The following is a 24,134-nucleotide window of genomic DNA, read 5'->3' on the forward strand; positions in this document are numbered from 1 at the left end:
AATGCGAGTCTTGATTCTCGGCCCGAACCATCCGGGAGGCAGCCTGCCGCCCTACCTCGACGCCCTCACCACCGGGCTGCGCGAGATCGGTGTCCTGGTCGACCGACACGGTTCGACCGCCATTCCCTATGACCAGGACAGTCAACGATTCTGGTCGATCGAGCGCATCGTGGCCTCGGCCCGTGCACTGGCCGACCAGATCGACCCCGCAGCCTATGACGTGGTGGCACTGCACGCGGGAAACCTCGAGATCGACCATCTCGTCGCCGCCTTCTGGCCCCGCCGTTCGCGGCCCCCGATCGTCTACCACATCCACACTCTCGACCCGACCCTGTTTCGTGACCATGTGCCCCATGCGCGGTGGCACCGCGTTGTGCGAGAACAGATTACGGGCGCGGACGGGTACGTCTACTTCGGCCAGCACGCCGAAGCCCGACTGGCTGTCACCAGTCCCGCCCTGTGTAGTGGTCAGGTCGCCTGGCTGCCTACCACGATCCCTGATGGCACGCTGCCGAGCCCATCTCCAGCCCTCGCCGCCGCTTTACACGTGCCGCACGGGCTGCCCGTAATCAGCCTCTACGGGTTCGCGGCCCCATGGAAGGACGCCGGGCTGCTCACCGCAGCTCTTCGGTTGATGCGCCAGCCCGTCAGGGTCGTTGTGGCGGGCCAATTCTGGGATGACGCCACCGCACCTACCGCTGCTGTTTCACCCGGCAAGCCCGTGCGAATCGGTGTCACCGAGTTCACCGTCGTCGCCGAGTACGTCGACGCCGCCGGTCGCGCTGCCCTGATTCGCGCCAGTGCCGCCGGGGTGTTCCCCTACCGGGACCACCCGAGCTTTCAAGGCAGCGGAGCCATCGCCGACTACCTCGCTCACAATGTGCCCGTCATCGCCACCGATGTCGCCAACATGGCCGAACTCATTGGCGACGCGGGCTACGTCGTTCCCGCCAACGACCCCGTCGCGCTCGCAGCAGCGCTCGACATGATCGTCACGAAGGGATCGACCGCCACAGAATTCGCCGACCAAGCCTGCCGACGAGCGCACCGGTTCAGCGCCGCCGCGCACGCCACGCGCTGCGTTCGGCTCTATCAGCAGGTCATCGACCGCGGAATGTGCAGGTCTTCATGAGCTTCGCCCGACTCATCCTGGTCCGCCACGGTCAGGCGCACTGCAACGTCGCTGCCATTGTCGGCGGGCCACGGGGCTGCACCGGTCTCACCGACCTCGGCCGCGACCAGGCAGCCCGGCTTGCCGCAAGGCTGCGCGCCGAGCACGCCATCGAGCCGATCACCGCCGCCTACACGAGCCCGCTGCCCAGAACCCGAGAAACCGCCGACATCATCGCCGAGCAGCTCGGGTTGCCGATCAGCGTCGAGACCGACCTGAGAGAGCCCGATTACGCGCAGGCCGACGGGAGACCCTGGACCAGCGTCGTCGCGGACTTCGGCGATAGTCCTGCGCTTCGGCCCCACCGGCCGATCGCGCCCGGCGCGGAAACCTGGGCGGCCTTCCTGGACCGTGCCCGCGCTGCTCTCGCCGCGATCCTCGAACGGCATCCCGAAGGCACCGTCTTAGTCATAGCCCACGGCGAAACAATCACTGCCGCAACGTATCTGTTCCTCAACCTGTCCACCGCGACCCGCGCAACGGCGGCGTTCGCTGCCCACAACGGCGGCATCACGATCTGGGAGAAGCAACCATTGGCTTGGACTCGCCCTGACGACGGCTACCGATGGACCCTGCTGCAACACAACGACACTGGCCACCTCAGCGAGACGTAGGAGCGCACTTGAACACCAGGCCTGCGTGGTCCGGGCACGACGGCCTGGTGGCGTGGACCACGAACACCGGGCCGGATGGGTCTCGCTGCGATGGAGCTTGTGGCGTCGGCCGCTGAGTCCCGTGTCGTCACGGAGCGAACGATTCGGAGGCAGGTGCTGGGGTGCCCTGGTGGTAGTACATTCGCCATTCGGCGGCCGCGTTGTTTTTGCGCCACAGCGAGCATCGCAGAACGTGTCGCCCGTCGCGATGGGTTTCGTAGGTCAGGTGTACGAGGCCAGGGGCCAGCAGAACACCACGAAGAGCGGAAACCTCGACCTGTTCGTTGTTGTTCGCGCCTGTCATCGTCGGCAGCTCGGCCAGCATGTGGGAACGATCCCACTGTCGACCTGACGCGCCGACCTCCACGAATTCCGGATCTAGCAGCGCTTCGGCACGTTCGCGCGAGCGCCGAACCGCTGGGTCGAGGAGTTGCATTTCCGCTGCAACAGCTTCTCGCACGGCGTCTTCGGCGGTGCAGACGGGCGGAATCGGGCGGTCGGTCATCGGCCTACCGCTTGTGCAAGTTCGCCGCGCACCCGGGCGAGCGGAGAAGTCGTTGTGGTGCGCCGGTGGCGGCGCGTGGTCGGCCTGGGGCGGTCCCAGTAGCGTCTCGGGGGTTTCGGCCGGGAACATCTCTCCCAGGACCCGCAGCGATTGCTTCGCCGGAAGGCTCGTCGCGCGATCCTAGCTGGGACCTCCGAAGAGGTCGTCGGGCTGTACATCGCCGACAGAGTACGCGCCACAACCGAGCCGCCCCACCGGATTTCATCCCGGTCGGCCACCGCGCGTTCGGTGGCCGAACTCGAAACGCTTCTACAAGGTGGCTACCACGGACATACGGTGGTCACCGTGTCCGGCTGGACCTGTTGATTTCCCCACGCCCGTCGTTCACGCCGGTCACCCTATCGCCGTAGCGGCTACCCCCTGGCCGCTACGGCGACGAACGCGCCGCGCTCGCCGCGCTCGGCGTGTGGCCGGTGTGTTGCGATAGAGTGCGCGGCGGGGCTGACCGCGTCGGCCCGTGCCGTGCCCGACATTGACGCCCACGCCGTCACCGGGTGAGATTTCACGGTCAAGGTCTGTGATCGCGCGGAACAAACTGGACTCGTCGTGCCCAATAACGAACTTGGCGCCGAGCGTGGGAGAACGTGCCGGACAAGGACATTGGCGATGACACGCGACTACTGGCGCAAGAAGGCGGTTCGCGAACACGCCGCCTCGACCGGCAGAACCTACCTCGACGCGGCCCACACCCTCGACAATTCAGCAGGCAGTGTTCGTTTGGCGAGCGACCTCTACGAGGAGTTGGCCGCCGGGTTGCGGGCGGCGGGGTGGCCCGTCCAGATCGAACCCGTCCCCCAAGCGATGGGGCTTCACTTGTATGCCGGGCCCGCCACGATCTCTGTCGAACGCGCCACCGAGCCCGATTACGTGAGCGGCGATGAGCACCCCGACGACCCGGACCTGTTCGACTTGACCACGCCCCTGCGTGTCCTGGTCTGGGCGCCGCTGGTTACCGACTACGACGAAGAACTCGGCCGCGTGGCGGGACTCGATGCCCACCACATCGTCAACAGCAGTGACGTGGCGGGCATCATCGACGAGATCGACCGTGTGGTTGGCCAAGCCCGCCAGCGAGACCATACCCAGACCCGTGCCGAGACCGAGTGCGGGATATGCGGGGACCGCTACCCGGCGTCGGCCCTGTTCGAACCTGGCGACAGTGCGGTGCGGACATGCCCGGCGTGTGTGTTCGACGGCGATTTGTTCAGGGCGCATCCGGCCAAACTCGCCTTCCAGATCGACCAGGCCGACTCGGTCAGTGTGGCCGTGGAGGCAGGTTGGGCCGGCCCGCGAGCCCTACTCGGTTGTCTCGGCGGCCGCGATTTCCATACGTGGCTGACCAGGCAGTGGCGGATGTCGGGATCGTTGTTCGAGCCGCGGGAGTGCTGGGGCGATCCCGGCGCGATGTGGATCTGGTTGCCCCCAGCCGATCAGCGCCCTGCGGCGTTGGCTGAACTCGGGTGCGGAGCACACCTGGCCCGGATCTGCGAAGCCATCGACCGAGCCCACCCGCACCTGCGTGCCCTGACCCGCGCCCACTGCGCCGAGGAAATGAGCGGATATGGCGAGGAGTGTGAGGAGCTCGATGCGGTTGCCCTGGAGCGGGTGTGGCGGGCCGCGATTGCGTACGCGGTCGCTTTCCTTACCCACAGCGCGCAGCGCCCGTCCCATCGTGGCCCGTGGCATGTGATGGAGTCATTCGAATTGGCGCCGTGGATCGACATGCTCGACTGCGACCTCGATGATCTCGACGTGGAATTTGTGTTGACTGCGGCTATTCCGACCATCCGTGACGCACTCGATCCGCGCAATCATCTAGGCGACGCTGTAGTTTCGGCGGTTCCACGGCGCGAGCTATCGTGAACACTTGGTGGCGGTGAAAGTGGCAGATGCCAGGCGCGAGATCGGCGAGCATGTCAGTGCTCTCATCGTGAACGCGTTCACCCGCCAGGTCGAGCGCGAGCGGAAGCGAAATCGCTCTCTGGCCCGGATCCAGCCGTTCACGGCAAACCCTGGCCATGATCCATCGCGGGTTCCGCCGGTACCGATGACCGTCATCGCTAACCGTGAGTCGTTCACCGGTGAGGCCAGCTCGATCTTCACCTGGAAGGCCGAGACCGGCGAAACCCCGTACCTGATCTACCTCGTCACCCGCCGTTGGCTCACCCATGTCGTGCGTCCTGGCTACGCGGTGCTGGGCGCCTACCCGGTGCTCGACATCCTCGAGACCGCCGACGACGGACTGCCCAGCCTGATCAAGGCCGTCGAACTGTCCGGATATTTCGACTCCGGCATGCACGGCTGGCGAGCGTGGGGCACCGACATCACGTGCGCCGTGGCCTGGGATGGTGACGATCCGATCGTGGAGCCGTTAGACGCGGACGGAAATCCTCGCAGTGTCCAGCGGTTCGGGACGCTGTAGGACCCACCCGCGCACTGCGCGTTGCATCTGCCCGATCTGTCGACCTGACGGCCCGACAACCCGGCCGTGCGGCTGCTGCCTCACCCCCAGACAGTGATACCAAAGATTGGTATCATGCAGTTCATGGGCAAGAACACCTCGTTCAGCTTGGACGAACACTACAGTCGGTTCATCGCCGCCGAGGTCGCCTCGGGCCGGTATGGATCGGCCAGTGACGTCGTCCGTTCCGCGCTGCGGATGCTCGAGAACCATGAGACTCAGCTGGCCGCGTTGCGTGGCGCGCTCATCGACGGCGAGAGCAGCGGCCCGTCGACCGCTTTCGACTTCGATTCCTTCATCGCGAGCAAACGCGCCGACGCCTCTGGGCACCGGTGACCGAGTATCTTCTCTCCCCGGCCGCCCAGCAAGATGTCGCGGCGATCTGGGAATTCACCTGTGAGCGTTGGGACGCCGATCAGGCCGAGACCTACGTGCGCGAGCTCCAACACGTCATCGAGCGCGCCGCGGCGAACCCCCGTATCGGTCAGCCGTGCGATGAGATCCGGGCCGGATACCGCAAACTCCCCGCCGGCTCGCACACCGTCTATTACCGGCTCACCGCCGAAGGGATCGTCGACGTCGTGCGCATTCTGCACCAACGCATGGACATCGACCGACACCTGTAACCGAACCAAGACCGTGCCCGGTCGGCGTGCCGGACGGCGCATGCTCGGCGACCTTCCTGGCGTTTACCGCGGTAAACACGATCCTGATCCTGGTCTTGGTCTTAGCGCTGGTTGGGCGCGGTTCCGGGCCTTGAGCGTTAGGACGACCAGGCGGACTCTGGAAGCAGAGAACCCGATCAGTGGCGGTGCGAGATGCCGAACAAACGACCTCGGGGACCCCAACCGGGTTGGCGGCCCCACCGAGAAACCCTGCGGGTGCTCGGCGCGGTCGACGATGTCGTGGACCGCTACCGCGATCACCTGCCGCTGTCGGTGCGGCAACTGTTCTACGTGCTGCTCGGCGACGGTGTCGTGGACAAGACCGAGCAGGACTATAAGCGGTTGTGCGAGTACCTGGCCATGGCGCGACGCGCGGGCCGGATCGCATGGACGGTGATCCGGGACGACACCCAGATCGCGGTCGCGGCCCCGACCGCCTACACAGGGCCCGGCGACTTCTGGGACCAGGTCGACGCGGCCGCGGCGACCTACCGCCTCGACCGCCAGGCCGGACAGCCGGTCGTCCTCGAGTTGTGGTGCGAGACCGCGGGGATGGTGCCGCAGTTGGCTCGCATCGGCGCGGGCTACGGGATCGGCTGCTTTTCCGGTGGCGGGTTCGACGGCTTGACCGGCAAACACGACGCCGCGGTCCGCGCGGGAACCCGCACTGTGCCCACCCGGGTTCTGCACGTCGGTGACCGTGATCCCAGCGGGGAGCACATGTTCACCGCGCTGGCCGAGGACGTGCGCGCGTTCGCCGCGTCCGAGGGTGCGGTGGTGGAGTTCGAGCGGGTCGCGGTCACCGAGGAACAGGTCCGCACCTACCGGCTGCCGACCGCGCCGGCCAAGGCCAGCGACCACCGGTCCTTCACCGGGACCACCACCCAGGCCGAGGCCTTGGCGCCGGATGTCCTGGCCGCGATCGTGCACGCCCGGATCCACGCCCACCGTGACCCCGAGATCGGTCGGCAGGTCTTGGGCCGGGAACGCATCGAACGCGACCGCATCCGCCATGAGCTCAGGTGACCGAATCCGTCTGCGACCGCGACGATTAATTCATGGAGGGTCCGGGTTCAGCGCGGAAAGCCGGACTCCTTGGCCAATGCCATGATTCGTTCCTCGGTTGGTTCGTAGACGCCGCCGAAGGTGAGTGCATCGAAGTACTGTTCGAGCTGGTCGTGCCGCGCTTCTTGTGCTGCGGGCAGGGTTTCGCAGACGAGCCGCGCTTTGCGGGGATCGTCGTCATACAACGCTGAGACCAGGTCCGCGGCGTGGACGGTGTCCGTGGCGATCTGGCGCAGGCCAGGAGGCACGGAGCCGTCAGCTGAGATGGCGTGCAGCAGATCTTTCAGCGCGGAGGCGGTGTCTCGCGCCGCTCGTCGAAGCTGGGTTCGCGCCGCCGGGGTGAGGCCGTCAGGCATGGACAGTCCGGGCGGCAGCGTCTGATCTTCGGCGTAGCAGTAGCGGCGGGCGACCGTTGGTCCGACACCGTTGTCGAGGTGATCGGGTGCGTCGTCGCCGATTTCGACGACGTGCCAGTGCTGGCGTTCCTCGGCCTCGTCCTCGGTTGTCCGGTAGAGCAGGGACGCTCCCACGCCGATCGCGGTGAAGGCGTTCATCGCGTGGGCGAACCGGATAGGGACGGGAAGATTCGGGAGCTGCCGGAGCTGGTCGGCGTGGGAGTTCACCCAGGCGATCGTGTGTTGGGCGTCGGCGTCGAACACTTCGGCGGGATTCATGGTCGGCTAACCTACCGACAAAGCTGCTACGAACTCAGCAGAAACACCGGTGACCAGGGTGCGACCATCGACCATCAGTTGGCCGTAGATGCGTTTGCGGGCGTGCACGGGCGCCGGGCAGGCTGGCCCGCAGTAGGGGTGGCGCGGATTCGCGCCGCGCGCGAGGGCAGTACCGCAGAGGATCGGCAGCACCGCCGGGAACCGCGACGGGTCACACATCGATTATCCAGTGAGGGAGGGCCCGACCCGATAACTGGTTTCCGTTGCGCCGTGATCGCGCAGCCCGCGGATCGTCGGGTGCCACCAATAGGTACCGACATGTTTGCCGAGGAGCGGGGCTTCGGTTGTGAACGTCTTGAAGTGGCCCCGGACGACATGGAGCGGAATCGCAGCGCCAGCAGATTCGCGGGCCTGGGTGAGGTTGCGAGGTTGGCTTGTGCTGGGCAACTGGATGACGTGGTGGGAGAGCTGATTGGGCTTTTTGGCGGTGCCCCGCGCAGAGTTCGATGAACGCGCCCGCCGGGGGCCGGGTGCGATCTCGGTGACCTGAATGTTTCGGCAGTTCATGAATCCGATCGCCGCGCACGCAGGCAACGCCCACGACCGTGCTTGGCCGGCTAGGCGGCTATTCGGGTCGACGTTGTTGGCGACACTCAGCGCTCTGCCGTGCTCGTCGACTGAGATGAACGTCCACACCGGGGTGTACTGGGCAACAGTCTTCTTGGCGCGGAGCACGACGATGGTCAGCTCCTGCACGGCCCCAGCAGGAGCGTTGGCATGCGGTTCGTCAGCGGTGACCCAGGCCGCGAAACACGTACCGTCCGTGGCAGACCAGTCTGGGAACGACCACTCGATCCACATCGAGTCAAACGGAGGCCGTAGCGGACCGACAAGGTCCAAGGGATTGTGGTCGGCCTCGGAGGCCCACTGGTCGAGGTCGCCTGCCATCCATGCGGCGCAGTCGTGTGCCGCCACCCGGACGCTGTCGCGGGCCGCGCGGCGGAAGTCACGAAACGTCAGCGGTGCGGTGGTCGGCACAGTTGACTCCACACGGATGTCGCGTTGGTTGAGCCGCTCGAACAGCTGCATGCCAAACCGCCTTCCTCTTCGGCAATGGAGTCTAGGCCCGCACCATGATCGCCGCCGCGCATCATGCCGGTCACGCTATCGCCGAGCCGGTGGGCGCTGACCGCGACCCCGAACACGCTGGCGTCGACGGTGTTCGGCGCGTGTGGGGGATAGAGTGAGCGGCGGGGCTGACCGCGTCGGCCCGAGCCGTGCCCGGCATTCGGCGCAGCATTCCTCGATTACCGCGTCGACGGATCCGGCCTGCCCTATCACCTGTCAGCCGTCCACGCCGCTGTCGGCCGGGTCCAGCTGGCTCACTTCGATCGGGTCGTGGCGCTGCGGACCGCGCTGTGGCGCAACTACGCTCGCGCGCTCGCCGCCCACGAGGGGTGGCGCTCGTCGACGTCGATATCGACCACTCGGTGCCGTTCAATCTGGTCGTCCGTACGGTGGGGCAGTAAGTTCGGTGGGTTGTGGATTAGCGTTTGTGCGTTCGGCGCCGTCGCTCGACACGACTGTGTTCTTCCTCGTCGCAGAGTCGGTTGATCTCGACTTCGATCTGCTCGGCGGTGTGCCCCTGGAAGGTGAGCTGCTTTCGGTTCGCTTCCAGCCAGTTCGACAGGGCATTTGCGTAAACTCTTCCGCGTTGATGTGCCCGGAGCACGGAGTGCGACGCCTGGATCAAGTGATTGGCTTCGTCCGCTAATGCGGCACCTTGTTCCGATTCGCTGACGCCGGCAAGCCGTACGCGCCAGCGGGCAGCGGCCTCCCATACCGTGTAGACCTCGGTCCATTGCTCAGGGCTGAGTTGAATTCCACAGATCCGGCGGATACAGCGATCAATCTGTGCTTGTGCGCGGTTGGTCAGGAACTGTGCACAGACGGGTTCGATCGGCTCGATTTCTGCCAGGTGAGATTGGTGCGCCGGATAGTCACTGGGGTCGGGGTCGACGAGGAGGGCATCGAATACGGTGAGTCCTTCGGCCGATACCGGGAGTCCTTCGGTGCGCAGCGCTGTGGCAATGATTTCTGCGTTAGCCCAGGCGTCATCGGCGGCGTCGTGCAGTAGTGCCTTGTTCCCGATGCCCCATTCGCGATGTGCGAGTGCACGTAGTCGTGCTTGATCGCTGGTGAACAGGTCCAGCCGAATGGCAACGTCTTGAAGTCGTCCACCCTGGTATTCGATGACTGTTCCGAACGCCTCTTGCGCGAGTTGCTGTTGACGACACTTTTCGAGGTACTCGTCCTCGAAACCTAGATCGTAGTATTCGATGTCACTCTCACTGTATTTGTCCTTTTCGAACAGCTCTCGTCTCAGCATTTCTGTCGGAGAGCCGTAGCGGCCTTCCCAGTACTTGTAGTGGCGGGCCACGGCAAGGCCGTCTATCCACCTGTGGTTGGTGGTCGGGAGGTTGGGGTCAGTGAGATGTAGCAGGAGCTTGAGCACGGCCTTGTCGTAGCCGGCGTTGTAGGCGGTGAGGGTCTTCCCGGTGAGCCGGGGACCGAGTTCTGCCCAGACCTGCCGGAATGGTTCAGGTTCCGGGCGCCGGAACTCAGCCTGATCGAAGGGGTCGGGCAGGGGGGAGAATCCGAACAGCCGGTTGTGATGTTCGATCTCGGAGCTGATGTCCCACCGGCCTCGAAGCTGCTCGACTTCGGTCTCGGACCGCATGGAGTGGACTGCTTGGAGGTCTTCTTCGCAGGATGTGGTCCATTCTTCCCAGGATCCTTGGTAGAGCGGAGTGCGGAACCGGATCAGCGCTGGGGAGCCCACGGTGCAGTCGGGGCCGATTTCGCATATGCCGAGGTATCCCACCGGTGTCGCGGGACCACCTGGCTCGATGTCGATAGACACGATGCCGGTCACGACTTCCTCCGTTCGTTGCAGTGAGGTGCAGCTGTTTCGGCGTTGCGACACGAAGTCTCCTCGGAGCCACCGACATTCAACGCTGGGAAAGAACGAAGGGCAGTGCCTTCGCACGCGACCCGACGATGAGCCGGGATCAGATTCGCGGGGGACGTGTCATGAGTCCTGGTCAGTCCGTCTTTCCGTACGGGTCGGAGGTAGATCGTCACGGTCGTCTCCGTTCGGTCAGGCCGTCCAGCTCGCGATTGCTGTTGTGGGAGCGGTGGTTTCGGCGGTAGCGATGATGTCGGCCATCGGCAGGTCTTGGCGGAAGCGGTGCCCGATGCGGGCTTCGACCGCGGCGTAGTCGGCAGCGAGCTCGGGGCGCAGTTGCGCGGCGCGGATCAGTGCCGTCGTGGCTGAAGGGGCCGAGTCGGCGGCGGGCGGGTGATTCCTGCGCGCGCATGCCCATGACCGACAGCACGCGTACGGGCCGCTCGACCAGGCCGCCGTCGCGGAGATCGCCGACAAGCCGGGTGAGCACGGTGCGCAGGGGGCCGCGCTTGAAATCCGAAGTGCACCAGCGGCGTTTGGCGTCGGGCCAGAGGCCGCGTTCGGCGACGCGGTCGAGCAGGTCGGTGCACAGACAGACAGCGGGGCATGTAGGTGTGGGTGTATGTCAGAAGCGGAATTGGATGCCGACCTGCTGTCCAACGCGGGCAGACCCGCTCGCGATGTTGGTGGTGCGAGTCCTCGTGAGATGTCCGACCTGCGCCATTGCATCGGCGAGAATCTGGGCGTGATCGAACGCGAGACGGTCAGATTGCCGAAGTGCGTTCGAGGCCATGACCCACTCGGCGGTGCGTGCGTCGTCTCCGGCGGTGGGGGTGGGCATGTGGTCGAGCACAGCCACGAATGCAACCCCGATGTACCTGCCCCGCGGGTCGCGCTCGGGGTCGTCGTACACACCTACCTGCTCGAGCTGGGCGATGTCGATCCCGGTATCCTCGGTCAGCTCGCGGAACGCGGCAGCCTGGAACGTCTCCCGGCTATCGACATGGCCGCCGGGCAGAGCCCACCGACCCTGAAACGGGTCCTTCCCGCGCTCGATCAGCAAAACGTGCAGCGCGCCGGTGGTCGGGTGCTCGGCCAGCAGCACGACATCGGCGGCGAGGTGGACGTTTTCGGCGGTGTTGTAGTTCATCTCAGGATTTCCTTTCAAGGGACTGTCGGGGAAGTTGTCGTAGAGGTAGGCCACATGTGCCCGGCGCTCGGCCTCGCCGGCCTCGTCGGGGTGTTCGGTTCGGTGTGGGTGATGGCGACGAGCGACCCGGGTGGGCCGCCGCTGGCTCTGTCAACGACGGAAGGGTTGCAGATGATCGGTTATCAGCTTGTCGAGGAGTCGGTTCCCGAACTGCCGTGACGTGATCGCAGGGCTGCGGCGCGGTTTCGTCGACTCAGTTGCTGCTGTCGTGCGTCTTCCTCGGGGCAGGAGGAGGCGAGGCGTTCGACGGCGTTGCCGATGTTGTAATCGATGATCTGCCGGGCCAGCTCGGCGGCCGTTCCCGGTCCGCCGGGAGTCCGGACGATCAGCTGGTCGTCGGTGTATTCATCCGGTGTGTTGGCCCTTCTCGTCGATGATTTCGAGGTCGGCAGGTGGTCAGATCGGCGCGGTGATAGCTCGGGACCCAGGCCGCGGCCGGGCGACGGCGCGGCATTGCGTGGCCGGGTCGCTGGCGACGACCGTCGGCGCCGTGGTGGTGCGCGCGGCTGCGGTGGCGGCTGCGTGGCGGACGGCGTCGAGGGCGCGTTCGCGGTAGGCGCGTGCCCAGCGGATGCAGTTGCGGCAGTCGGTCGGGGTGCGCGTGCCGGTGACGGGGTCAGGGCGGGTGGTGTGGGTGCAGCCGGGTAGCCGGATGTGTTGGCGGCGCGCGGTATAGGACCACCCTTGGGTGTCGCTGCTGGACAACTGATGTCCGATGAGGCGCAGTGCTCCCAAGGAGAGGCCGAAGCCGTGCAGTCGCATGCCGAGTGGGGCGAGGGTTTCGACGACCTCGGCGACGGCGTGCTGGGAGCCGCGGCGGCACACGCTGCCGATGCCGACGGTCTCCCCGGTCATCGAGACTCCGGCTTGGAGGTACATCAGGTAGTGGTCGACATAGTCGTCGGGGTGCCAGCCTTGAAGGGTGCGCAGCCACGGCACGTGCGGGAACTGTTCGGCCACGGTCGCGCCGGTGCGCGCCAGGCACTGTGCTTCGCAGGGCAGGTCCTGTATGCCGACGAAGTCGGGTGGTCCGATGCTGTCGATGAGCCGGGTCCACAGGGCGCCGTAGTCGTCGGGGTGGGCGGTCCAGGGGTGCCCGTTGGGGTTGGCGGAGAGGATGAGGGCGGCGTAGGCGCCGCTGTCACCGGCCCACGGCGCGCCGCCGGTCATCCGGATGGGGAACCTTTCACCCCGGCCGCGGTAGCGGGCGAGCGCGGCCGCGGACAAGAACAGTGGCACCCCAGAGGTGTTGAGGTGGTGGGGGTGGCCGGTGCCCAGATAGAACGTCATCCGCCGCGCCGGATCGAGATCGTCGTGGCTGCGGGTCCACGGGGTCGGCGAGTGCTCGGCGACGGACGCCGCGGCAAGCCACACGGGGGACATGTCATCACCGCTGGTCAAGGTGGCTTCTGTGTGCATCGCGGCGGCCTCCGGCGGTGTCAGGTTGGGTAGGTGGGGGTGAAAGGGGCGGGGCCGCAGTAGGTTTCGGCCCCGCCCGTCCTCGGCGTGCTCAGAGCTCGTCGTGCTCGTCGGGCCAGAAGCCGTCCTCGTCCTCGTCCTCGTCCCCGTCGTCGCCGTCGTCCTCGGCGGGAACGCGGATGCGGACGGTGGTGGATTCGCGGTCGGCGCGGAACTTGTAGTCCTCCCAGAACGCGCTGGTGTGGTCCTCGCTGATGGTGACGGTGGCGCGGTGGCCGTCCCAGGTCCGCAGCTCGGTGCTGAGCTCGGCGAGGGCCTCGGTGCCGTTGGCGCGCAGTTCTTTCCAGGTCTGGGCGTAGCGGGCCAGGATGCCGGTGCGCGGGACGCCCCCGATCGCCCAGATCCAGACGCGGGGTTCGGCGTGCGGGCAGGTCTGCTGGTGGGGCACCCAGACGTGGGAGATCAGGTGGCGTGCTTCGGCAGGGCAGTCGCACTCGGGCTGGCCGGTGTCGGGTGTCAGGGCCGCGACCAGCCCATGGATCTGGGTGAGTGCGTCGACGTCGAGTCCGACGTGTGCTCGAGCGGTCTCCAGCAGGGCTCGGTAGAGATTGTGCTGGTCGGGGTTGTACTGCGGGGTGGGAGCGGGTGCCTCGTCGCCGCCGAGGTCCAGGGCTTCGATGAGCCGATCGAGGTAGGCGAGGTCGCGGGCGGTCGCGGCGTCGGAGTCGCCGACGATGAATGGTTCGCCGTCGTGCTCGATCTGGATCGCGCGCAGCGCGGCCAGGACAGCGGCGTCGCGGCCCTCGCATGGAGCGGGCGCCCGGGGCGGGGCCTGCCCGGCGAACGGGTCACCCAGTTCCTCGTGGACCTGGTTGAACTCGTCGGGAGTGAGCAGGGAGTCGAGCACGGTGCCAAGGACGTTGCGCAGGCTGCTGTTCGGCAGGGCGCGGTCGGCGAGCCGGTCGAGATGGTCGTTGGTGATGGTGTGTCCGGCGAGCTGGGTCAAGGTGCCGTAGGGGATGAGGATGTCGTTGCCGTGACGGCGGATATCGATGGTGGGCATGCGGATCTCCTTGGGGTGCGGTGTGGGAACGCGGTGCCGGGCGGTGCTATGACCGAGTGCGGGCAGGGTGGCCAGGACGGTGTGAGCGCGGTGGGCGCACCGGCGGGTGCGTGGGGTTGGGGCTCTAGTGGTCAGTTCCGCGTCCGGTCTGGCCGGGCGCGAGGCAAACAACTAGCGCGGCAGCGTTGTGGGGGTGGTTTCGCGCCACCAGGTGGCCATGGCGTTGCCTTGGATGGTCCAGCGGTGCTCGTCGTCGTGACCGGTGCGGCGGGTGATGAACTGCGCTGCGCTGTTGACGATTCCGTCGGCGTCGTTCGCGCGGGCGTCGTCGACCAGCTCGCTCCAGTTGTCGATGCGCGCGCAGGTGCGGAACACGGTGCCGGTGGGCAGGGAGATGGTGTCGATGGGGCGGTCGATCACAAGTCGCGGGCGGTCGTCGACGAGGACGTCGCCGGGGCGCAGTCGATCGGTGCCGACCTTTTCGAGGGTGGTGTCGTTGTTCACCTGGAATCCCTTCTGCTGTGTGGGGTTCGGCGGTCAGGAGGTGTAGTCGGGGTGGCGCTCGAACAGCCAGTCGGTGCCCAGGGTGGGCTGGATGCCCCACAGATCGGCCTCGGCGGTGTCGTCGCGGCGGTTGTGGCAGGCGGTGTCGCCGGTGCCGACGTGGACCGGGGCGGTGGGGAACGCGCCGCGTCCGGCGGGGCGGAGCCGGTCGGTGCAGTGGAGGCAGGCGACGGTGGTGGTCATGGTGTTCTCCGATGTCAGAGTCGTGTGAACCAGTCCAGTAGTTCAAGACTGTCTTGAAACAGTGAACTGATCGTATAGCCTCGACATCGACATTTCAAGACTGCCTTGAAGTATGTTGTGGGGAAGGCTGCGTCGCAGTGAGGCCCCGAACCCGTACCGGACGCGGCGCCGTGAGCTGACGATGAATCCTGTGTTGTGGCCAATGATCCCGGCGGCCGGTGATCTGTCGGGTACCTGAAACGAGGATGACGTGGAGTCCGAAGATGAGCTGGTGGCCGAGTTCAAGGCGGCGCATGCGGAGACGGTCCGACTCGACAAGAAGCTCGCCGCCGCTCGCGAGCGCCGGCGCGCAGCGGGAGTGAAGCTGCGGGCGTCGGGCAGGGGAACGTCGTGGATGGCGCGCTTGGTCGGCGTCACCCCCCAGGCTGTCGATGGCTTCCTGAACTACCACGTCCGCCAGGCCCGCAAGAAGCGCGATGAGCGTGAGGAGCGCGATGTCTGACTCGCTGCTGGTCGACGCCCATCCCGATGAGCCAGACCCGGGCACGATCGCACAGAGGAGCGCGATGTCGGTGCCCCGGTTGCTGTGCCGTTCCCGCGATGGTGTCGCGGTGACCTACGACCCCGTCGGCTCGCACGCGGCAACCCATTTCGCTGATACGCCTGGCTTGCTGGAGGCGACCGCGCTGGTGCTGGGCCGAATGTCTATCGTGGGTGGGCCGCGCGTGAACACGTCCGATGCCGGCTACATCGTGGGGACCTCGGATCTGGTGCCCATCCGATCAGGTGACCGGATCGTCTACGCCCAGCGGACGGGCCGCGACGTGTATTCGGTGTTCAACTGCTCGCGCGATCCGTGGCCTTGCTCGCTGGTCACCACGGTGCTCGAAGAGCCTGACGAAAAGGGGGCGCGCTTGCTGCGCACCGCGTGGGTCGGGACGGCGGCGCCGCCTTTCCCCGGAGATCAGTGTTCATCGCCGGAGAGCCTGGACTTCTGGTCTCAGAATGCACTGGCGTGGGGAAACCAACAGGTCCGGCCAGGCACGGTTACCACCGTGTGTCCGTGGTAACCGCCTCGTAGACGCGTCACGGAGTTTCGACCGCGGAACGGTGGCGTTGGGCGAGGGCGTGCAGCGCCTGAGCAGTTTTCGAGCCGATCTGCCCTTCACAACCAGAGAGCATCAGTCATGTCTGATTCATTCACCCTGGCGCCCGACCCACGTGGGCTGGGGGGGCGGGCTCGTGAATCGACGGTGCACGGGCATGGCGCACAATGTAGGTGCCCCCGCCAGCAGTCGGCCCTGCTCCGAGCCACAACTTTTGCAGGAGGAACGTAGTGGTCAGCGATTTGCCTGTCGTGATCTTTGATCTCGATGACACGTTGATCGCCGACGTAGCTGCCCGAGATGCGGCCGTGCGGCAGATCGCCGACCTGCTCGACGCTCCCTCTCTCGGACCGACGATCCTCGAGAACGCGCGACGATGCTGGCGGGGCACACATTGTCGGCAACTGCCCGCGATGACTGGTGTCAGTTCTTGGGAAGCGTTGTGGACCGATTTCGGTACTGAACGGGCCGATATCGCCGATGAAGGGCAGCGGTATCGGCTGCGGGTCTGGCAGGAAACGCTCGATGGTCTCGGTCGCCGTACCGATATCACCGCCGAGGAACTCGACGTCCAGTACGCGCGGATCCGGCGTTCCTCGGTCGTGCCGGTCAGCGGAGCCGTTGACGTGCTGTCCAGACTCGCTGCCACACATCAGCTTTGGTTGGCAACCCACGGGTCGTCGTCACTGCAGAGGGAAAAGTTGTCGTTGCTCGGCATGACCGATCTGTTCGGCGAGGTTTTCATCTCCGGCGAGATCGGTAGCACCAAGGCTTCACCACCCGTCGTGAATCTCATCCAGAAGCGGCTGCGCCGCAACGGCTTGTCGGTGTGTGGCGTGATTGGGGACAGCATCGAGTCCGACATGGCGTTGGCGCGCGCGGGCAGCTGGCCTGGTATTCACCTCTGCTCTGGGCAGTTGGAGGAATCCTGTCGCCGAGCCGTCCCCGACGCCACGCATATCAACGACCTCGCACAGGTCCTGCTGCCCTGCGCAGATTCTCGGTGAAAGACTGGGCGATCAGCCGCTCGACGACGTGGGGGTGATGGTCGTCGTGTGTGCCCCTCTGATGCGCCATCCCGAGTAATGTCAACAGCACGCCAATCCGGACCACCTGACGGCAAATGAATCTGGACCACCCCGTCGGCTGGGTTGATGGTTTCAGTCTTCAGTTGTGCCGGCCGTAGGGACGCGGCCGAGGTCGCGGTCCTTTAGCCGGTAGCTATCGCCCTTGAGGGCGATGACCTCGGCGTGATGGACGAGGCGGTCGATCATGGCCGCGGCGACGACGTCGTCGCCGAAGACCTCGCCCCACCGACCGAAGACCTTGTTGCTCGTCACGATCAGCGAGGCGCGTTCGTAACGCGAGGACACCAGCTGGAAGAACAGGTTCGCGGCCTCGTTCTCGAACGGGATATAGCCCACCTCGTCGACCACCAACAACGGGTAACGGCCGAGCTTGATCAACTCGGCCTGTAGCCGGCCCGCGTGGTGAGCTTCGGCCAGACGGGCGACCCATTCGGCCGCGGTCGCGAACGCGACCCGGTGCCCGGCCTGACACGCGCGGATCGCCAACCCGATCGCCAAGTGGGTCTTCCCCGTTCCGGGCGGGCCGAGGAAGACCACGTTCTCCTTCGCGGTGACGAAATCCAAAGTCCCCAGATGGGCGATCACGTCGCGTTTCAATCCGCGGGAATGCCCGAAATCGAACTCTTCCAACGACTTCCTATAGGGAAACCGAGCGGATCGAATCCGGCCTTCGCCGCCGTGGGACTCACGGGCCGAGACTTCGCGCTGCAGACAGGCGACCAGGAACTCTTCGTGGGTCCAGTTCTCGGCGCGAGCGCGTTCAGGCAACCGTTGCGCGGCCTCGCGCAACGACGGTGCTTTCAACGCCCGGGTCAGGAAGTTCAACTCGGCAGTGAAATCCCTTGTCGTGGTGGAGGTTTTCGTGGTTGAGGATCGGGCTCTCGCGGGCATCACGCCACCCCGCCTTCGATATCGATGATGCCCAGTGCGGTGTCGTAGTCGGTCAAGCACCGTTGTTCGACTTGTGGTTCGGCGCCGGGACGAACGACACCGATTCGACTGCGTCGCAACATCTTCGCCGCCTCGACATGGTCAGGATCGGAGAGAGTTTGATGCCAAGCCCAGATCCGTTCGTGGTCGGCGACGACCCGGCCCTCGCAGAACACCCGCACCCGGCCCAGATCGGCGAGGATCTCGATCCGCCGCCCGATCACCGAGGGATGCACTGAATAGTCGTTGGAATCGAACCGAATGTAGTGATCACGCGGGAGCCGCGCGGATCGCCGCCACCCGGTCTGCGGCGCGACCGGCGGCAACGCGAGCATGGCTTGGCGATCCGCGGCGATCCGGTCGGTCGGCGCGCATCCCAGCGCGCGACGCGGTCTGGCATTGACCAACTTCAACCATTCGGCGAGTTGGTTGTTGAAATCGGCTGGGCTGGTGAATGTTCGGCCCGGAAGAAAGGATCGTTCCAGGTAGTCGTGGGCTCGTTCGATCATGCCTTTGGCTTCCGGATCGGCTGGCTTGCAGACGATGACCTTCGTGCCCAATGTCCCGCGGAAGGCCTGGCAGTCGGTGGTCAGTTCGCTGCGACCACCGCGCCAACGGCCGATCGCTCCCTCACCATCCCAGACCAAAACCTTGGGGACCGAACCTAATCCGTGAATGTGCGCCCACCACCCAGCGAAGAGGTCTTCGGCATGCCGGGTCGGGATCAGCATCGCCATCAGCCAGCGCGAGTAGCCGGACACCATCGTCAACACCGGTAGCTGTTTCGGGCTGCGGATTTGCCCGAACCCGACGGGCACCTCGATCGGCGGGAACCAGAAATCGCACTGGGCGATCTCACCGGCGATATAAGCGGTCCGCGACGCCGGATCGGGCGGCAGATACGCCGGCCGCAGCTCAGCGACCCGGCTCGAGAGCACCCGGATCGAATGGGTCCAGCCGATCCGTTCGGCGATCACCGTGGCCGGCATGCTCGGATATGTCTTGAGTAACTCGCGGATCTGCGGCTCGACCGCGTCGACGATCGAGCCTTTGGCCGGGCGCTGGTATTTCGGCGGTCTGTCCGATGCCAGGGCCCGCTTCACGGTGTTGCGGGACACGCCCAACATCCGGGCGACCGCCTGGATCGGTATGCCCTCTGACCTGTGTAAACGACGAATCTCAGCCCAATCCTCCACAGCAAGCATCCCTTCGGTCCTCCCTGGCTCGGATAGAGCCAGGGTCACCGACCAGGTGATACATTTTGAGTTGCCGCGCGGTGGTCAGTTTTCACGTGCTGCCGACAAGTAACTTGTGCTGCCTCGAAGCGACAGCATGCCGGATATCATCGACTCGACGGTCCAGACGGCGGGTCTGTGTCGTGTTGTCGGGGGCGGTACAAGCATGCGGATCCTGATACTCGGTGGTTCATGGTTCCTCGGCAGCGCGGTCTTGGAGGAAGCTTTGCTGCGCGGGCACGAGCCGACAGTGTTCAATCGGGGTCGATCACGGTGCCCACCGGCGCCTGCGGTTCACATCCGCGGCGATTGGGAGAACGAGCAGGCCCTCGCCCAGCTGGGTGCTGCGGGACCCTGGGATGCGGTGATCGATGTGGCGGGCGTGATTCCCCGCATAGTGCGGCGCTGTGCGGCAGTGCTGGCCAGTCGGGTCGATCGCTATGTGTTCGTATCGACGGTTTCGGCATATCGGCGGTGGCCATATGCGCCTGTGACGGAGGAATCGCCACTGTGGGCGGGCGTGTCGCCAGACCATGATCCCGGAACGAGGATCTGGGATCCGGATGCCTACGGCCCGTTGAAGGTGGGATGCGAGCGCGCCATCGGCAGCGAGGTCGGCATGGATCGCCTATCGATTGTCCGGCCGCATGTGATTCTCGGGCCACGGGAGTATGTCGGCCGATTGTCGTGGTGGCTGTCGCGCATCGCTCGCGGGGGCCAGGTGTTGGTGCCGGGGCCGCCCGATCGCAGCATTCAGCCTGTTGATGTTCGAGATGCGGCACGTTTCATTGTCGATCGAGCCGAGTCGTCACACTGCGGCGTGTACAACATCGCTTCGCCGCGGGGGAGGGAGTCCTTCGGGGACTTCGTCGAGTCGTGCAGGGTGTCGACTGGATCAGAAGCGACGCCGGTCTGGGTCGACGAGACCTGGCTGGAGGCTGAGGGGGTGCGGCAGTGGACCGAGCTTCCGATGTGGCGGGCGCTGCCCACGGCATGGGCGATGGCAACCGATCGGGCCGAAGCGGTGGGATTGCGTTGCCGTCCTTTGTCGGAAACCGTTGCTGATACTTGGGCGTGGATGCAGGCAGGCGGCGAGGCTATCGCGCATTCACGGGCCGCCGAGCACGGCATCGCCACCGATCGCGAGACGCAGTTGCTGGCCGAATGGCGACGGTCATACAGCGGGTGGCAGCACGGATCCGACTAGCGACCGATGGTCCTGGATACCGCTTTCGCGAAGGCGCGGTTGAAGTCTGGTCGCCCCGGAACATAGGAAGGAACAAGGACGTACCCGACCGACGTGTAGAGAGCAATCGCGGCGCGGTTGTACGATCCCGTCTCCAGCAGGACCCGTTCAGCACCAGATTCTGCCGCGAACCGCTCGAGGCTGGTGAGGAGTCGGCGCGCGAGCCCCTCTCGGCGATGATCCGGAACGACGAACATCTTTCGGATCTCGCTCTCGCCCTGTCTCCGCGGCCGCGCGCGAATTCCGCCGCAGGCCACTGGTTGTCCGGACTTCGTGTAGGCGACGATGAACATCCCGCTGGGCGGTTCGTATTGCGAGGGTTCGTCCAAGCCTGGCGGGTCTTCGAAGCCCACCATCTCTTGCCGCTCATCGGCGTATGCGCGCAACAGCAGCACGGAGTCGGGGTGGTCGAACCTTCGCCGGGCAAACGCAGCGACAGCGGCGGAGTGGGGCCGGAGAGCATGCGACATAGTCCGATTCTCCATGTTGCCGGTTGCCGCGCACTCGATACTCAGCGCAACCCGCCGAGAGCATGCTCGAGTTCTGGAAGGAACTCAGCAACCACCCTGGACCGACTGCGTTGCTTCAGTGACTTGTGCAGTCCGCGGAGTTTGGTGGCGCAGCGGCGCGACTGGACGGCCGGGACCAGGGTGGTCGCGACACGGGCGGCAGCGACGACGCCGTCGAGATCCTTGAGCAGCAGATGCGCCTGCGCTAGTTGGCAGCCGTGCAAGACCGCTGAGCGTTCATATCCGGGGCCGAGGTTGAGGTGAGCGCGGGGCGAGAGCAGATCGGCTGCCTGGCGTAGCAGCTTGCGTTGGTGGAGCTCTGTGCGCTGGGCCAGCGTGACCAGACTGTATCCGGCTTCGGCGTTGAGCTGTTCTGGCGTGAGGTAGTACAGGTAAGGCTGAGTGTGGTCCTGACGGGCCGAGGTCAACAGTTCCTGGGCGCGGTCACTGGCTGTCTGGAATGCGCCGATATCGCCCGCCGCAGCCAGAGCTGTCGCCCGGCGCCCTTCGAGCCGAGCTCTGCCGAAGAGGCTGGTCGTAGAGAGCCTGGACGCAGCGTCGGTGATCGCCAGCGCCGCAGTGCCCGCCTTGGCTTCGGAGGCGATGTAGGCGAGCATGCCTGCCTGGTTGACGGCGCGATCGTCATCTCGCGCAGCCCTGGCGATCCGAATGCCCAGGACGAGATATCGCTGGGCGACCTCGGTGTCGCCGGCATCGAATTGCATCCACCCGGCCAGCTGAGCGAGATCGGAAACCGAGGTCATGAGAGTCTTGCCGACTTCGGGCTCGTAACTGCCGCACCGCAGCAGGTCGAGCACAGTCGACAGTTCGCGTGAGACGTAGCGCAGGCTCAGTGCACCACCGCCTTGACAGTCGTCGAGCTGACGCAGCTCGGCGACGTGATTGGCGATGAGGCCCGCCTGGGCATGGTGTATCAGGTCGCGGTCACGAGTGGAGCCGTGAGACTCGGCAGGGTCGCGCAACGCCGAAATCGCTGCCACCGACAGATCGGCGGTGCTGATCTGCAGGGGGCGAGAACCCGCGGCGAGCTGGTCGAGCGACCTGATTGCGTCGTCGAGAGTCCCGTCGCTGGGGAGCCGTTCGCTGCGGGCAAGGCGTTCGCCACGTGCATGGCCAGGCCAGAGCTGTTCTGCGCCAACGTAGCGGCCAAGACGGGCACTGAGTACGGTAGCGACGACTTCGGCAATGCCGTTGTGCGGGAAGTAGTTGCGCTGGACCCATGGATAGGCGGTGGTCGGGTGAATGCGTTCGCCGCTACGACCGTGTCGCTCGAGCCAGCTGTTGACCGCACTCGTCAGGTCACGAGGGTTCCAGTCGGCTTCGTCTAGCGCGCCACGCAGCGACTGCATGTGTGCGGGGCCGGCCTGTTTCTGCGGCACATCACGACGGTATCTGCGATGGAGATGCCTCGAGGCCGCGTCTGCAATGTTCACGAACTTCACGGCCCGGTCGGCAGGGTTCACGAGGTTCACGTCCGTATCCCGTTCCGACGCAGTGAGGTCCGGAGCTTTACTGGGATGGCAACGCCTGGATGGTTCGCTAGCTAGCCACCCTCGTCGCATTCGAAGGCTGGCCCAGTCAGTCCTATGGCGTTGTCGGACAACGTATTCCGGGGAGGAGTTCAAGTTGACGAGGACCGCTTCTATACCGGACCTGCCACGCCGAGCGCATTCCGGAAGGGTGCGTGCGCGGCACTACAGCGACCACCACGCCGCAATATTCGCCTGTTCCGTCGATTGGTGAACACCGTCCGTTTCCGGATGGCAATACAGCCAACGTGTGACCACATCAGCCGCGCATCTCTCTTTCGAAACTGAACTGCTATAGATCAAACACCGCAGAGAGTTCCGCGTTTCTCGTTGCATTACAACACCTTCCAGTAGCAGCACGTACCCGGCAGCGCATCAGCCGAAGCAGCTATGTGGACAGTCAGTTGAAGGTGTTTCCTAAATTTCGGGAGGTTCGAAGTGCCGTTCAGTTACTCTCCACCGACTGGCGACCTCGGTGGGGGAATCAACCCTCATGTGGTGGCAGGCCGCACAGCTGGATACTTCGAGAAACTGCATCTCGTTGCGCTCCGTCACCATATGAAAGCATGGTCGACTCGATCCGATGCCCGGTTCCTGGACTTCGGCACTGACTACACATATCCGTTCTACGCCGACTATTCGCCAACCGTCGAGGCACTGGCGGCGCTGGGTGATGACAGGAAGTCAGCCCGCCATTACCCGTCATCGTATGGAACCGACCTGTTGCGGAAAGAAGTTACAGCGTTCATCAATCGGCAGTTCGGCGTGACGGTGCGCGCCGATACCGAGGTCATGATCTCCCCAGGGGCGTCGCAGATCTTCGACGCGGTGTCGCGCACCTATGCGGGCCGCTACGTACTTCTGCCGGAGTTGGCTCTGCCAACAGTGAACACCATCGCGACCGGCAACGGCGCCGAGGTGGTTCGAGTTCCGTTCGACGAGTGCGGGCGTCCGTCGATCAATGAGATCTCCCGCCTCGTAACCAAGCTCGGGCGCGAGAACATTCGCTTCCTCTATGTGAACTCGCCGATGAACCCCACCGGAGTCGTATTGCGCCATGACTACTTCGGCGAGCTGGTTGACTTGGCGCGTCGTGACCGGTTCGCGGTGATCCACGATCATGACAGCTGGTTCACCAGCCACGATGGGAGGCGAGCACCGAACATCCTCGAGGTCGAGGGCGCCACCGAGGTCGCGATCACCGTGTTGTCGGTCAGCAAAGAACTGGGTTTGCCGGGACTGCGTGTCGGCGCGGTGGCCGGCGCATCGGAGCTGATCAATATGATCCGAATCCACAACTCGGAGTTCTGCGTGATGATCCCCGAATTCGTGCAGAACGCAGCGGCCACAGCGTTGAAGATGTCGAGCGATCCATCGATCCGCGAACACGTTCAACGGCGGATCTCGGACTCGCTGCAGACCACACTGAAAGAGCTGAAGGGGTTGGGCTGGCCGCACGATGCCATCTGGCCACCGGTAGCGGGCTACAAATTCATGTTCACACCCCCGAAGGCGTTCGGCGATTACGACGTCGAGGGCGTGAGCGGTGTAGAGCTGTTCGACTTCTTCCTGGCCAGCGAAGCGGGCGTGAAGCTGTCGACCTCGCGTTCGTTCAACGCCGATCGACGCCATGCCATGCGGATGGTGTTGATGCAGAACGCCAGCGAGGTGCGCGAGGCGTTCGAGCGTATGGAAAGGGCGGGGATCTCCTATTCGATGCCGGTCCCCGACCAACTCCACGACAGCTTCGTGAAGTTCGCTCAGTCCCTGGATTTCTGGGACCTGTAAGAGCAAACAAGGAGATCGAAA

27 protein-coding genes and 1 pseudogene are annotated in these 24,134 nt (G+C 65.3%); 14 read left to right on the forward strand and 14 right to left on the reverse strand.

All coding sequences use genetic code 11. The annotated features are described in order from the left end of the window. The first annotated feature begins 1 nt into the window (after position 1). The gene (locus NS1_RS17690; RefSeq protein WP_062986040.1) at positions 2-1,132 is read left to right on the forward strand and encodes a glycosyltransferase family 4 protein; all 1,131 of its coding nucleotides are present in this window, start codon (positions 2-4) and stop codon (positions 1,130-1,132) included. Beyond that, on the forward strand, positions 1,129-1,785 hold the full coding sequence (locus NS1_RS17695) for a histidine phosphatase family protein (RefSeq protein ID WP_063816174.1): 657 nt from the start codon (positions 1,129-1,131) through the stop codon (positions 1,783-1,785). Before NS1_RS17690 ends, NS1_RS17695 begins: the two co-directional genes overlap by 4 nt. A 127-nt stretch (positions 1,786-1,912) precedes the next feature. On the opposite strand, the gene NS1_RS17700 is transcribed toward NS1_RS17695, so the two are convergent. Further along, the gene (locus tag NS1_RS17700) at positions 1,913-2,329 is read right to left on the reverse strand and encodes a nuclear transport factor 2 family protein (RefSeq protein WP_062986043.1); all 417 of its coding nucleotides are present in this window, start codon (positions 2,327-2,329) and stop codon (positions 1,913-1,915) included. Positions 2,330-2,995: 666 nt separating this feature from the next. On the opposite strand from NS1_RS17700, the gene NS1_RS17705 reads away from it, so the two are divergent. The 5 genes from NS1_RS17705 (at position 2,996) to NS1_RS17725 (ending at position 6,541) form a co-directional block, all read left to right on the forward strand. Further along, a complete protein-coding gene (locus NS1_RS17705; protein WP_062986045.1) occupies positions 2,996-4,252 on the forward strand; it encodes a hypothetical protein in 1,257 nt (418 codons plus the stop codon). 184 nt (positions 4,253-4,436) lie between these two features. Next, a complete protein-coding gene (locus tag NS1_RS17710; protein WP_157125279.1) occupies positions 4,437-4,811 on the forward strand; it encodes a hypothetical protein in 375 nt (124 codons plus the stop codon). 123 nt (positions 4,812-4,934) lie between these two features. Continuing rightward, positions 4,935-5,186 (forward strand): type II toxin-antitoxin system ParD family antitoxin, encoded by a 252-nt coding sequence (locus NS1_RS17715; protein ID WP_062986123.1) that lies wholly within the window; start codon positions 4,935-4,937, stop codon positions 5,184-5,186. Continuing rightward, complete coding sequence (locus NS1_RS17720; protein ID WP_062986049.1) at positions 5,183-5,476, forward strand: type II toxin-antitoxin system RelE/ParE family toxin; 294 nt, start codon at positions 5,183-5,185, stop codon at positions 5,474-5,476. The genes NS1_RS17715 and NS1_RS17720 overlap by 4 nt, the downstream gene beginning before the upstream one ends. Before the next feature lie 192 nt (positions 5,477-5,668). Continuing rightward, the gene (locus NS1_RS17725) at positions 5,669-6,541 is read left to right on the forward strand and encodes a hypothetical protein (RefSeq protein ID WP_157125280.1); all 873 of its coding nucleotides are present in this window, start codon (positions 5,669-5,671) and stop codon (positions 6,539-6,541) included. Positions 6,542-6,588: 47 nt separating this feature from the next. Here the strand turns inward: NS1_RS17725 and NS1_RS17730 are convergent, their stop codons facing one another. Further along, a complete protein-coding gene (locus NS1_RS17730) occupies positions 6,589-7,254 on the reverse strand; it encodes a hypothetical protein (protein ID WP_062986054.1) in 666 nt (221 codons plus the stop codon). A 222-nt stretch (positions 7,255-7,476) separates the two neighbouring features. Beyond that, entirely contained in the window at positions 7,477-8,343 is an 867-nt protein-coding gene (locus NS1_RS17740; RefSeq protein ID WP_062986058.1) for a hypothetical protein, read from the reverse strand. Between the two features lie 228 nt (positions 8,344-8,571). Here NS1_RS17740 and NS1_RS42435 point away from each other — a divergent pair. Next, positions 8,572-8,868: pseudogene (locus NS1_RS42435) on the forward strand (DegT/DnrJ/EryC1/StrS family aminotransferase); the annotation flags it as partial. On the opposite strand, the gene NS1_RS17745 reads toward NS1_RS42435, so the two are convergent. The 3 genes from NS1_RS17745 to NS1_RS17755 all read right to left on the reverse strand — a co-directional run bounded on the left by NS1_RS17745 (position 8,801) and on the right by NS1_RS17755 (position 11,372). After that, positions 8,801-10,189: a hypothetical protein gene (locus tag NS1_RS17745; protein WP_062986060.1), complete on the reverse strand. Its 1,389-nt coding sequence runs from the start codon at positions 10,187-10,189 to the stop codon at positions 8,801-8,803. The pseudogene NS1_RS42435 and the gene NS1_RS17745 sit on opposite strands and share 68 nt — an antisense overlap. Before the next feature lie 225 nt (positions 10,190-10,414). Continuing rightward, positions 10,415-10,699, reverse strand: a complete 285-nt coding sequence (locus tag NS1_RS17750; protein WP_062986062.1) for a hypothetical protein — start codon at positions 10,697-10,699, stop codon at positions 10,415-10,417. 148 nt (positions 10,700-10,847) lie between these two features. Then, positions 10,848-11,372 carry an NUDIX domain-containing protein gene (locus NS1_RS17755; RefSeq protein ID WP_084503809.1) on the reverse strand — a complete coding sequence of 175 codons (525 nt, stop codon included), beginning with the start codon at positions 11,370-11,372 and terminating at the stop codon, positions 10,848-10,850. Positions 11,373-11,426: 54 nt separating this feature from the next. Here NS1_RS17755 and NS1_RS40095 point away from each other — a divergent pair, with 54 nt between their 5' ends. After that, a complete protein-coding gene (locus NS1_RS40095; protein WP_157125281.1) occupies positions 11,427-11,591 on the forward strand; it encodes a hypothetical protein in 165 nt (54 codons plus the stop codon). A 237-nt stretch (positions 11,592-11,828) separates the two neighbouring features. On the opposite strand, the gene NS1_RS17760 is transcribed toward NS1_RS40095, so the two are convergent. The 4 genes from NS1_RS17760 to NS1_RS17775 form a co-directional block, all read right to left on the reverse strand. Then, complete coding sequence (locus tag NS1_RS17760) at positions 11,829-12,851, reverse strand: deazapurine DNA modification protein DpdA family protein (protein ID WP_062986064.1); 1,023 nt, start codon at positions 12,849-12,851, stop codon at positions 11,829-11,831. Between the two features lie 91 nt (positions 12,852-12,942). Further along, positions 12,943-13,914 (reverse strand): hypothetical protein, encoded by a 972-nt coding sequence (locus NS1_RS17765; protein ID WP_062986066.1) that lies wholly within the window; start codon positions 13,912-13,914, stop codon positions 12,943-12,945. Positions 13,915-14,085: 171 nt separating this feature from the next. Continuing rightward, entirely contained in the window at positions 14,086-14,418 is a 333-nt protein-coding gene (locus NS1_RS17770; protein WP_062986068.1) for a hypothetical protein, read from the reverse strand. Positions 14,419-14,451: 33 nt separating this feature from the next. Then, complete coding sequence (locus tag NS1_RS17775) at positions 14,452-14,661, reverse strand: hypothetical protein (protein WP_062986069.1); 210 nt, start codon at positions 14,659-14,661, stop codon at positions 14,452-14,454. A 250-nt stretch (positions 14,662-14,911) separates the two neighbouring features. Between NS1_RS17775 and NS1_RS17780 the strand changes: the two genes are divergently transcribed. The 3 genes from NS1_RS17780 (at position 14,912) to NS1_RS17790 (ending at position 16,774) form a co-directional block, all read left to right on the forward strand. Continuing rightward, entirely contained in the window at positions 14,912-15,163 is a 252-nt protein-coding gene (locus NS1_RS17780) for a hypothetical protein (protein ID WP_062986071.1), read from the forward strand. Continuing rightward, positions 15,156-15,731 (forward strand): hypothetical protein, encoded by a 576-nt coding sequence (locus NS1_RS17785; RefSeq protein WP_062986072.1) that lies wholly within the window; start codon positions 15,156-15,158, stop codon positions 15,729-15,731. The genes NS1_RS17780 and NS1_RS17785 overlap by 8 nt, the downstream gene beginning before the upstream one ends. Positions 15,732-15,997: 266 nt before the next feature. After that, entirely contained in the window at positions 15,998-16,774 is a 777-nt protein-coding gene (locus NS1_RS17790) for an HAD family hydrolase (RefSeq protein ID WP_062986074.1), read from the forward strand. A gap of 153 nt (positions 16,775-16,927) precedes the next feature. Here NS1_RS17790 and istB read toward each other — a convergent pair whose 3' ends face one another. Together istB and istA are read right to left on the reverse strand one after the other, a co-directional pair. Next, positions 16,928-17,746 (reverse strand): IS21-like element helper ATPase IstB, encoded by an 819-nt coding sequence (istB, locus tag NS1_RS17795; RefSeq protein WP_062986076.1) that lies wholly within the window; start codon positions 17,744-17,746, stop codon positions 16,928-16,930. Beyond that, positions 17,746-18,990, reverse strand: coding sequence for an IS21 family transposase (gene istA / locus NS1_RS17800; protein WP_062986078.1), 1,245 nt, complete (start codon positions 18,988-18,990; stop codon positions 17,746-17,748). Before istA ends, istB begins: the two co-directional genes overlap by 1 nt. Positions 18,991-19,186: 196 nt before the next feature. Here istA and NS1_RS17805 point away from each other — a divergent pair, with 196 nt between their 5' ends. Then, positions 19,187-20,227 (forward strand): NAD-dependent epimerase/dehydratase family protein, encoded by a 1,041-nt coding sequence (locus tag NS1_RS17805; RefSeq protein WP_062986125.1) that lies wholly within the window; start codon positions 19,187-19,189, stop codon positions 20,225-20,227. On the opposite strand, the gene NS1_RS17810 is transcribed toward NS1_RS17805, so the two are convergent. Both NS1_RS17810 and NS1_RS17815 read right to left on the reverse strand, forming a co-directional pair. Beyond that, positions 20,224-20,661, reverse strand: coding sequence for a GNAT family N-acetyltransferase (locus NS1_RS17810; RefSeq protein WP_062986080.1), 438 nt, complete (start codon positions 20,659-20,661; stop codon positions 20,224-20,226). The genes NS1_RS17805 and NS1_RS17810 overlap by 4 nt on opposite strands. Before the next feature lie 116 nt (positions 20,662-20,777). Further along, positions 20,778-22,175, reverse strand: a complete 1,398-nt coding sequence (locus tag NS1_RS17815; RefSeq protein WP_157125282.1) for an NsdA family TPR-like regulatory protein — start codon at positions 22,173-22,175, stop codon at positions 20,778-20,780. 588 nt (positions 22,176-22,763) lie between these two features. Between NS1_RS17815 and NS1_RS17820 the strand changes: the two genes are divergently transcribed. Continuing rightward, positions 22,764-24,113, forward strand: coding sequence for a pyridoxal phosphate-dependent aminotransferase (locus NS1_RS17820; protein WP_169812795.1), 1,350 nt, complete (start codon positions 22,764-22,766; stop codon positions 24,111-24,113). The last annotated feature ends 21 nt before the right edge of the window (positions 24,114-24,134 follow it).

Source organism: Nocardia salmonicida NBRC 13393 (genome assembly GCF_001613085.1).
GTDB lineage: Bacteria > Actinomycetota > Actinomycetes > Mycobacteriales > Mycobacteriaceae > Nocardia > Nocardia salmonicida.

Excerpts from the sequence above, each read along its gene's own strand:
- NS1_RS17690 (WP_062986040.1), top strand. The coding sequence starts at position 2 with ATGCGAGTCTTGATTCTCGGCCCGAACCATCCGGGAGGCAGCCTGCCG.
- NS1_RS17695 (WP_063816174.1), top strand. The coding sequence starts at position 1,129 with ATGAGCTTCGCCCGACTCATCCTGGTCCGCCACGGTCAGGCGCACTGC.
- NS1_RS17700 (WP_062986043.1), bottom strand. The coding sequence starts at position 2,329 with ATGACCGACCGCCCGATTCCGCCCGTCTGCACCGCCGAAGACGCCGTG.
- NS1_RS17705 (WP_062986045.1), top strand. The coding sequence starts at position 2,996 with ATGACACGCGACTACTGGCGCAAGAAGGCGGTTCGCGAACACGCCGCC.
- NS1_RS17710 (WP_157125279.1), top strand. The coding sequence starts at position 4,437 with ATGACCGTCATCGCTAACCGTGAGTCGTTCACCGGTGAGGCCAGCTCG.
- NS1_RS17715 (WP_062986123.1), top strand. The coding sequence starts at position 4,935 with ATGGGCAAGAACACCTCGTTCAGCTTGGACGAACACTACAGTCGGTTC.
- NS1_RS17725 (WP_157125280.1), top strand. The coding sequence starts at position 5,669 with ATGCCGAACAAACGACCTCGGGGACCCCAACCGGGTTGGCGGCCCCAC.
- NS1_RS17730 (WP_062986054.1), bottom strand. The coding sequence starts at position 7,254 with ATGAATCCCGCCGAAGTGTTCGACGCCGACGCCCAACACACGATCGCC.
- NS1_RS17740 (WP_062986058.1), bottom strand. The coding sequence starts at position 8,343 with ATGCAGCTGTTCGAGCGGCTCAACCAACGCGACATCCGTGTGGAGTCA.
- NS1_RS17755 (WP_084503809.1), bottom strand. The coding sequence starts at position 11,372 with ATGAACTACAACACCGCCGAAAACGTCCACCTCGCCGCCGATGTCGTG.
- NS1_RS40095 (WP_157125281.1), top strand. The coding sequence starts at position 11,427 with ATGTGCCCGGCGCTCGGCCTCGCCGGCCTCGTCGGGGTGTTCGGTTCG.
- NS1_RS17760 (WP_062986064.1), bottom strand. The coding sequence starts at position 12,851 with ATGCACACAGAAGCCACCTTGACCAGCGGTGATGACATGTCCCCCGTG.
- NS1_RS17765 (WP_062986066.1), bottom strand. The coding sequence starts at position 13,914 with ATGCCCACCATCGATATCCGCCGTCACGGCAACGACATCCTCATCCCC.
- NS1_RS17775 (WP_062986069.1), bottom strand. The coding sequence starts at position 14,661 with ATGACCACCACCGTCGCCTGCCTCCACTGCACCGACCGGCTCCGCCCC.
- NS1_RS17785 (WP_062986072.1), top strand. The coding sequence starts at position 15,156 with ATGTCTGACTCGCTGCTGGTCGACGCCCATCCCGATGAGCCAGACCCG.
- istB (WP_062986076.1), bottom strand. The coding sequence starts at position 17,746 with ATGCCCGCGAGAGCCCGATCCTCAACCACGAAAACCTCCACCACGACA.
- istA (WP_062986078.1), bottom strand. The coding sequence starts at position 18,990 with ATGCTTGCTGTGGAGGATTGGGCTGAGATTCGTCGTTTACACAGGTCA.
- NS1_RS17805 (WP_062986125.1), top strand. The coding sequence starts at position 19,187 with ATGCGGATCCTGATACTCGGTGGTTCATGGTTCCTCGGCAGCGCGGTC.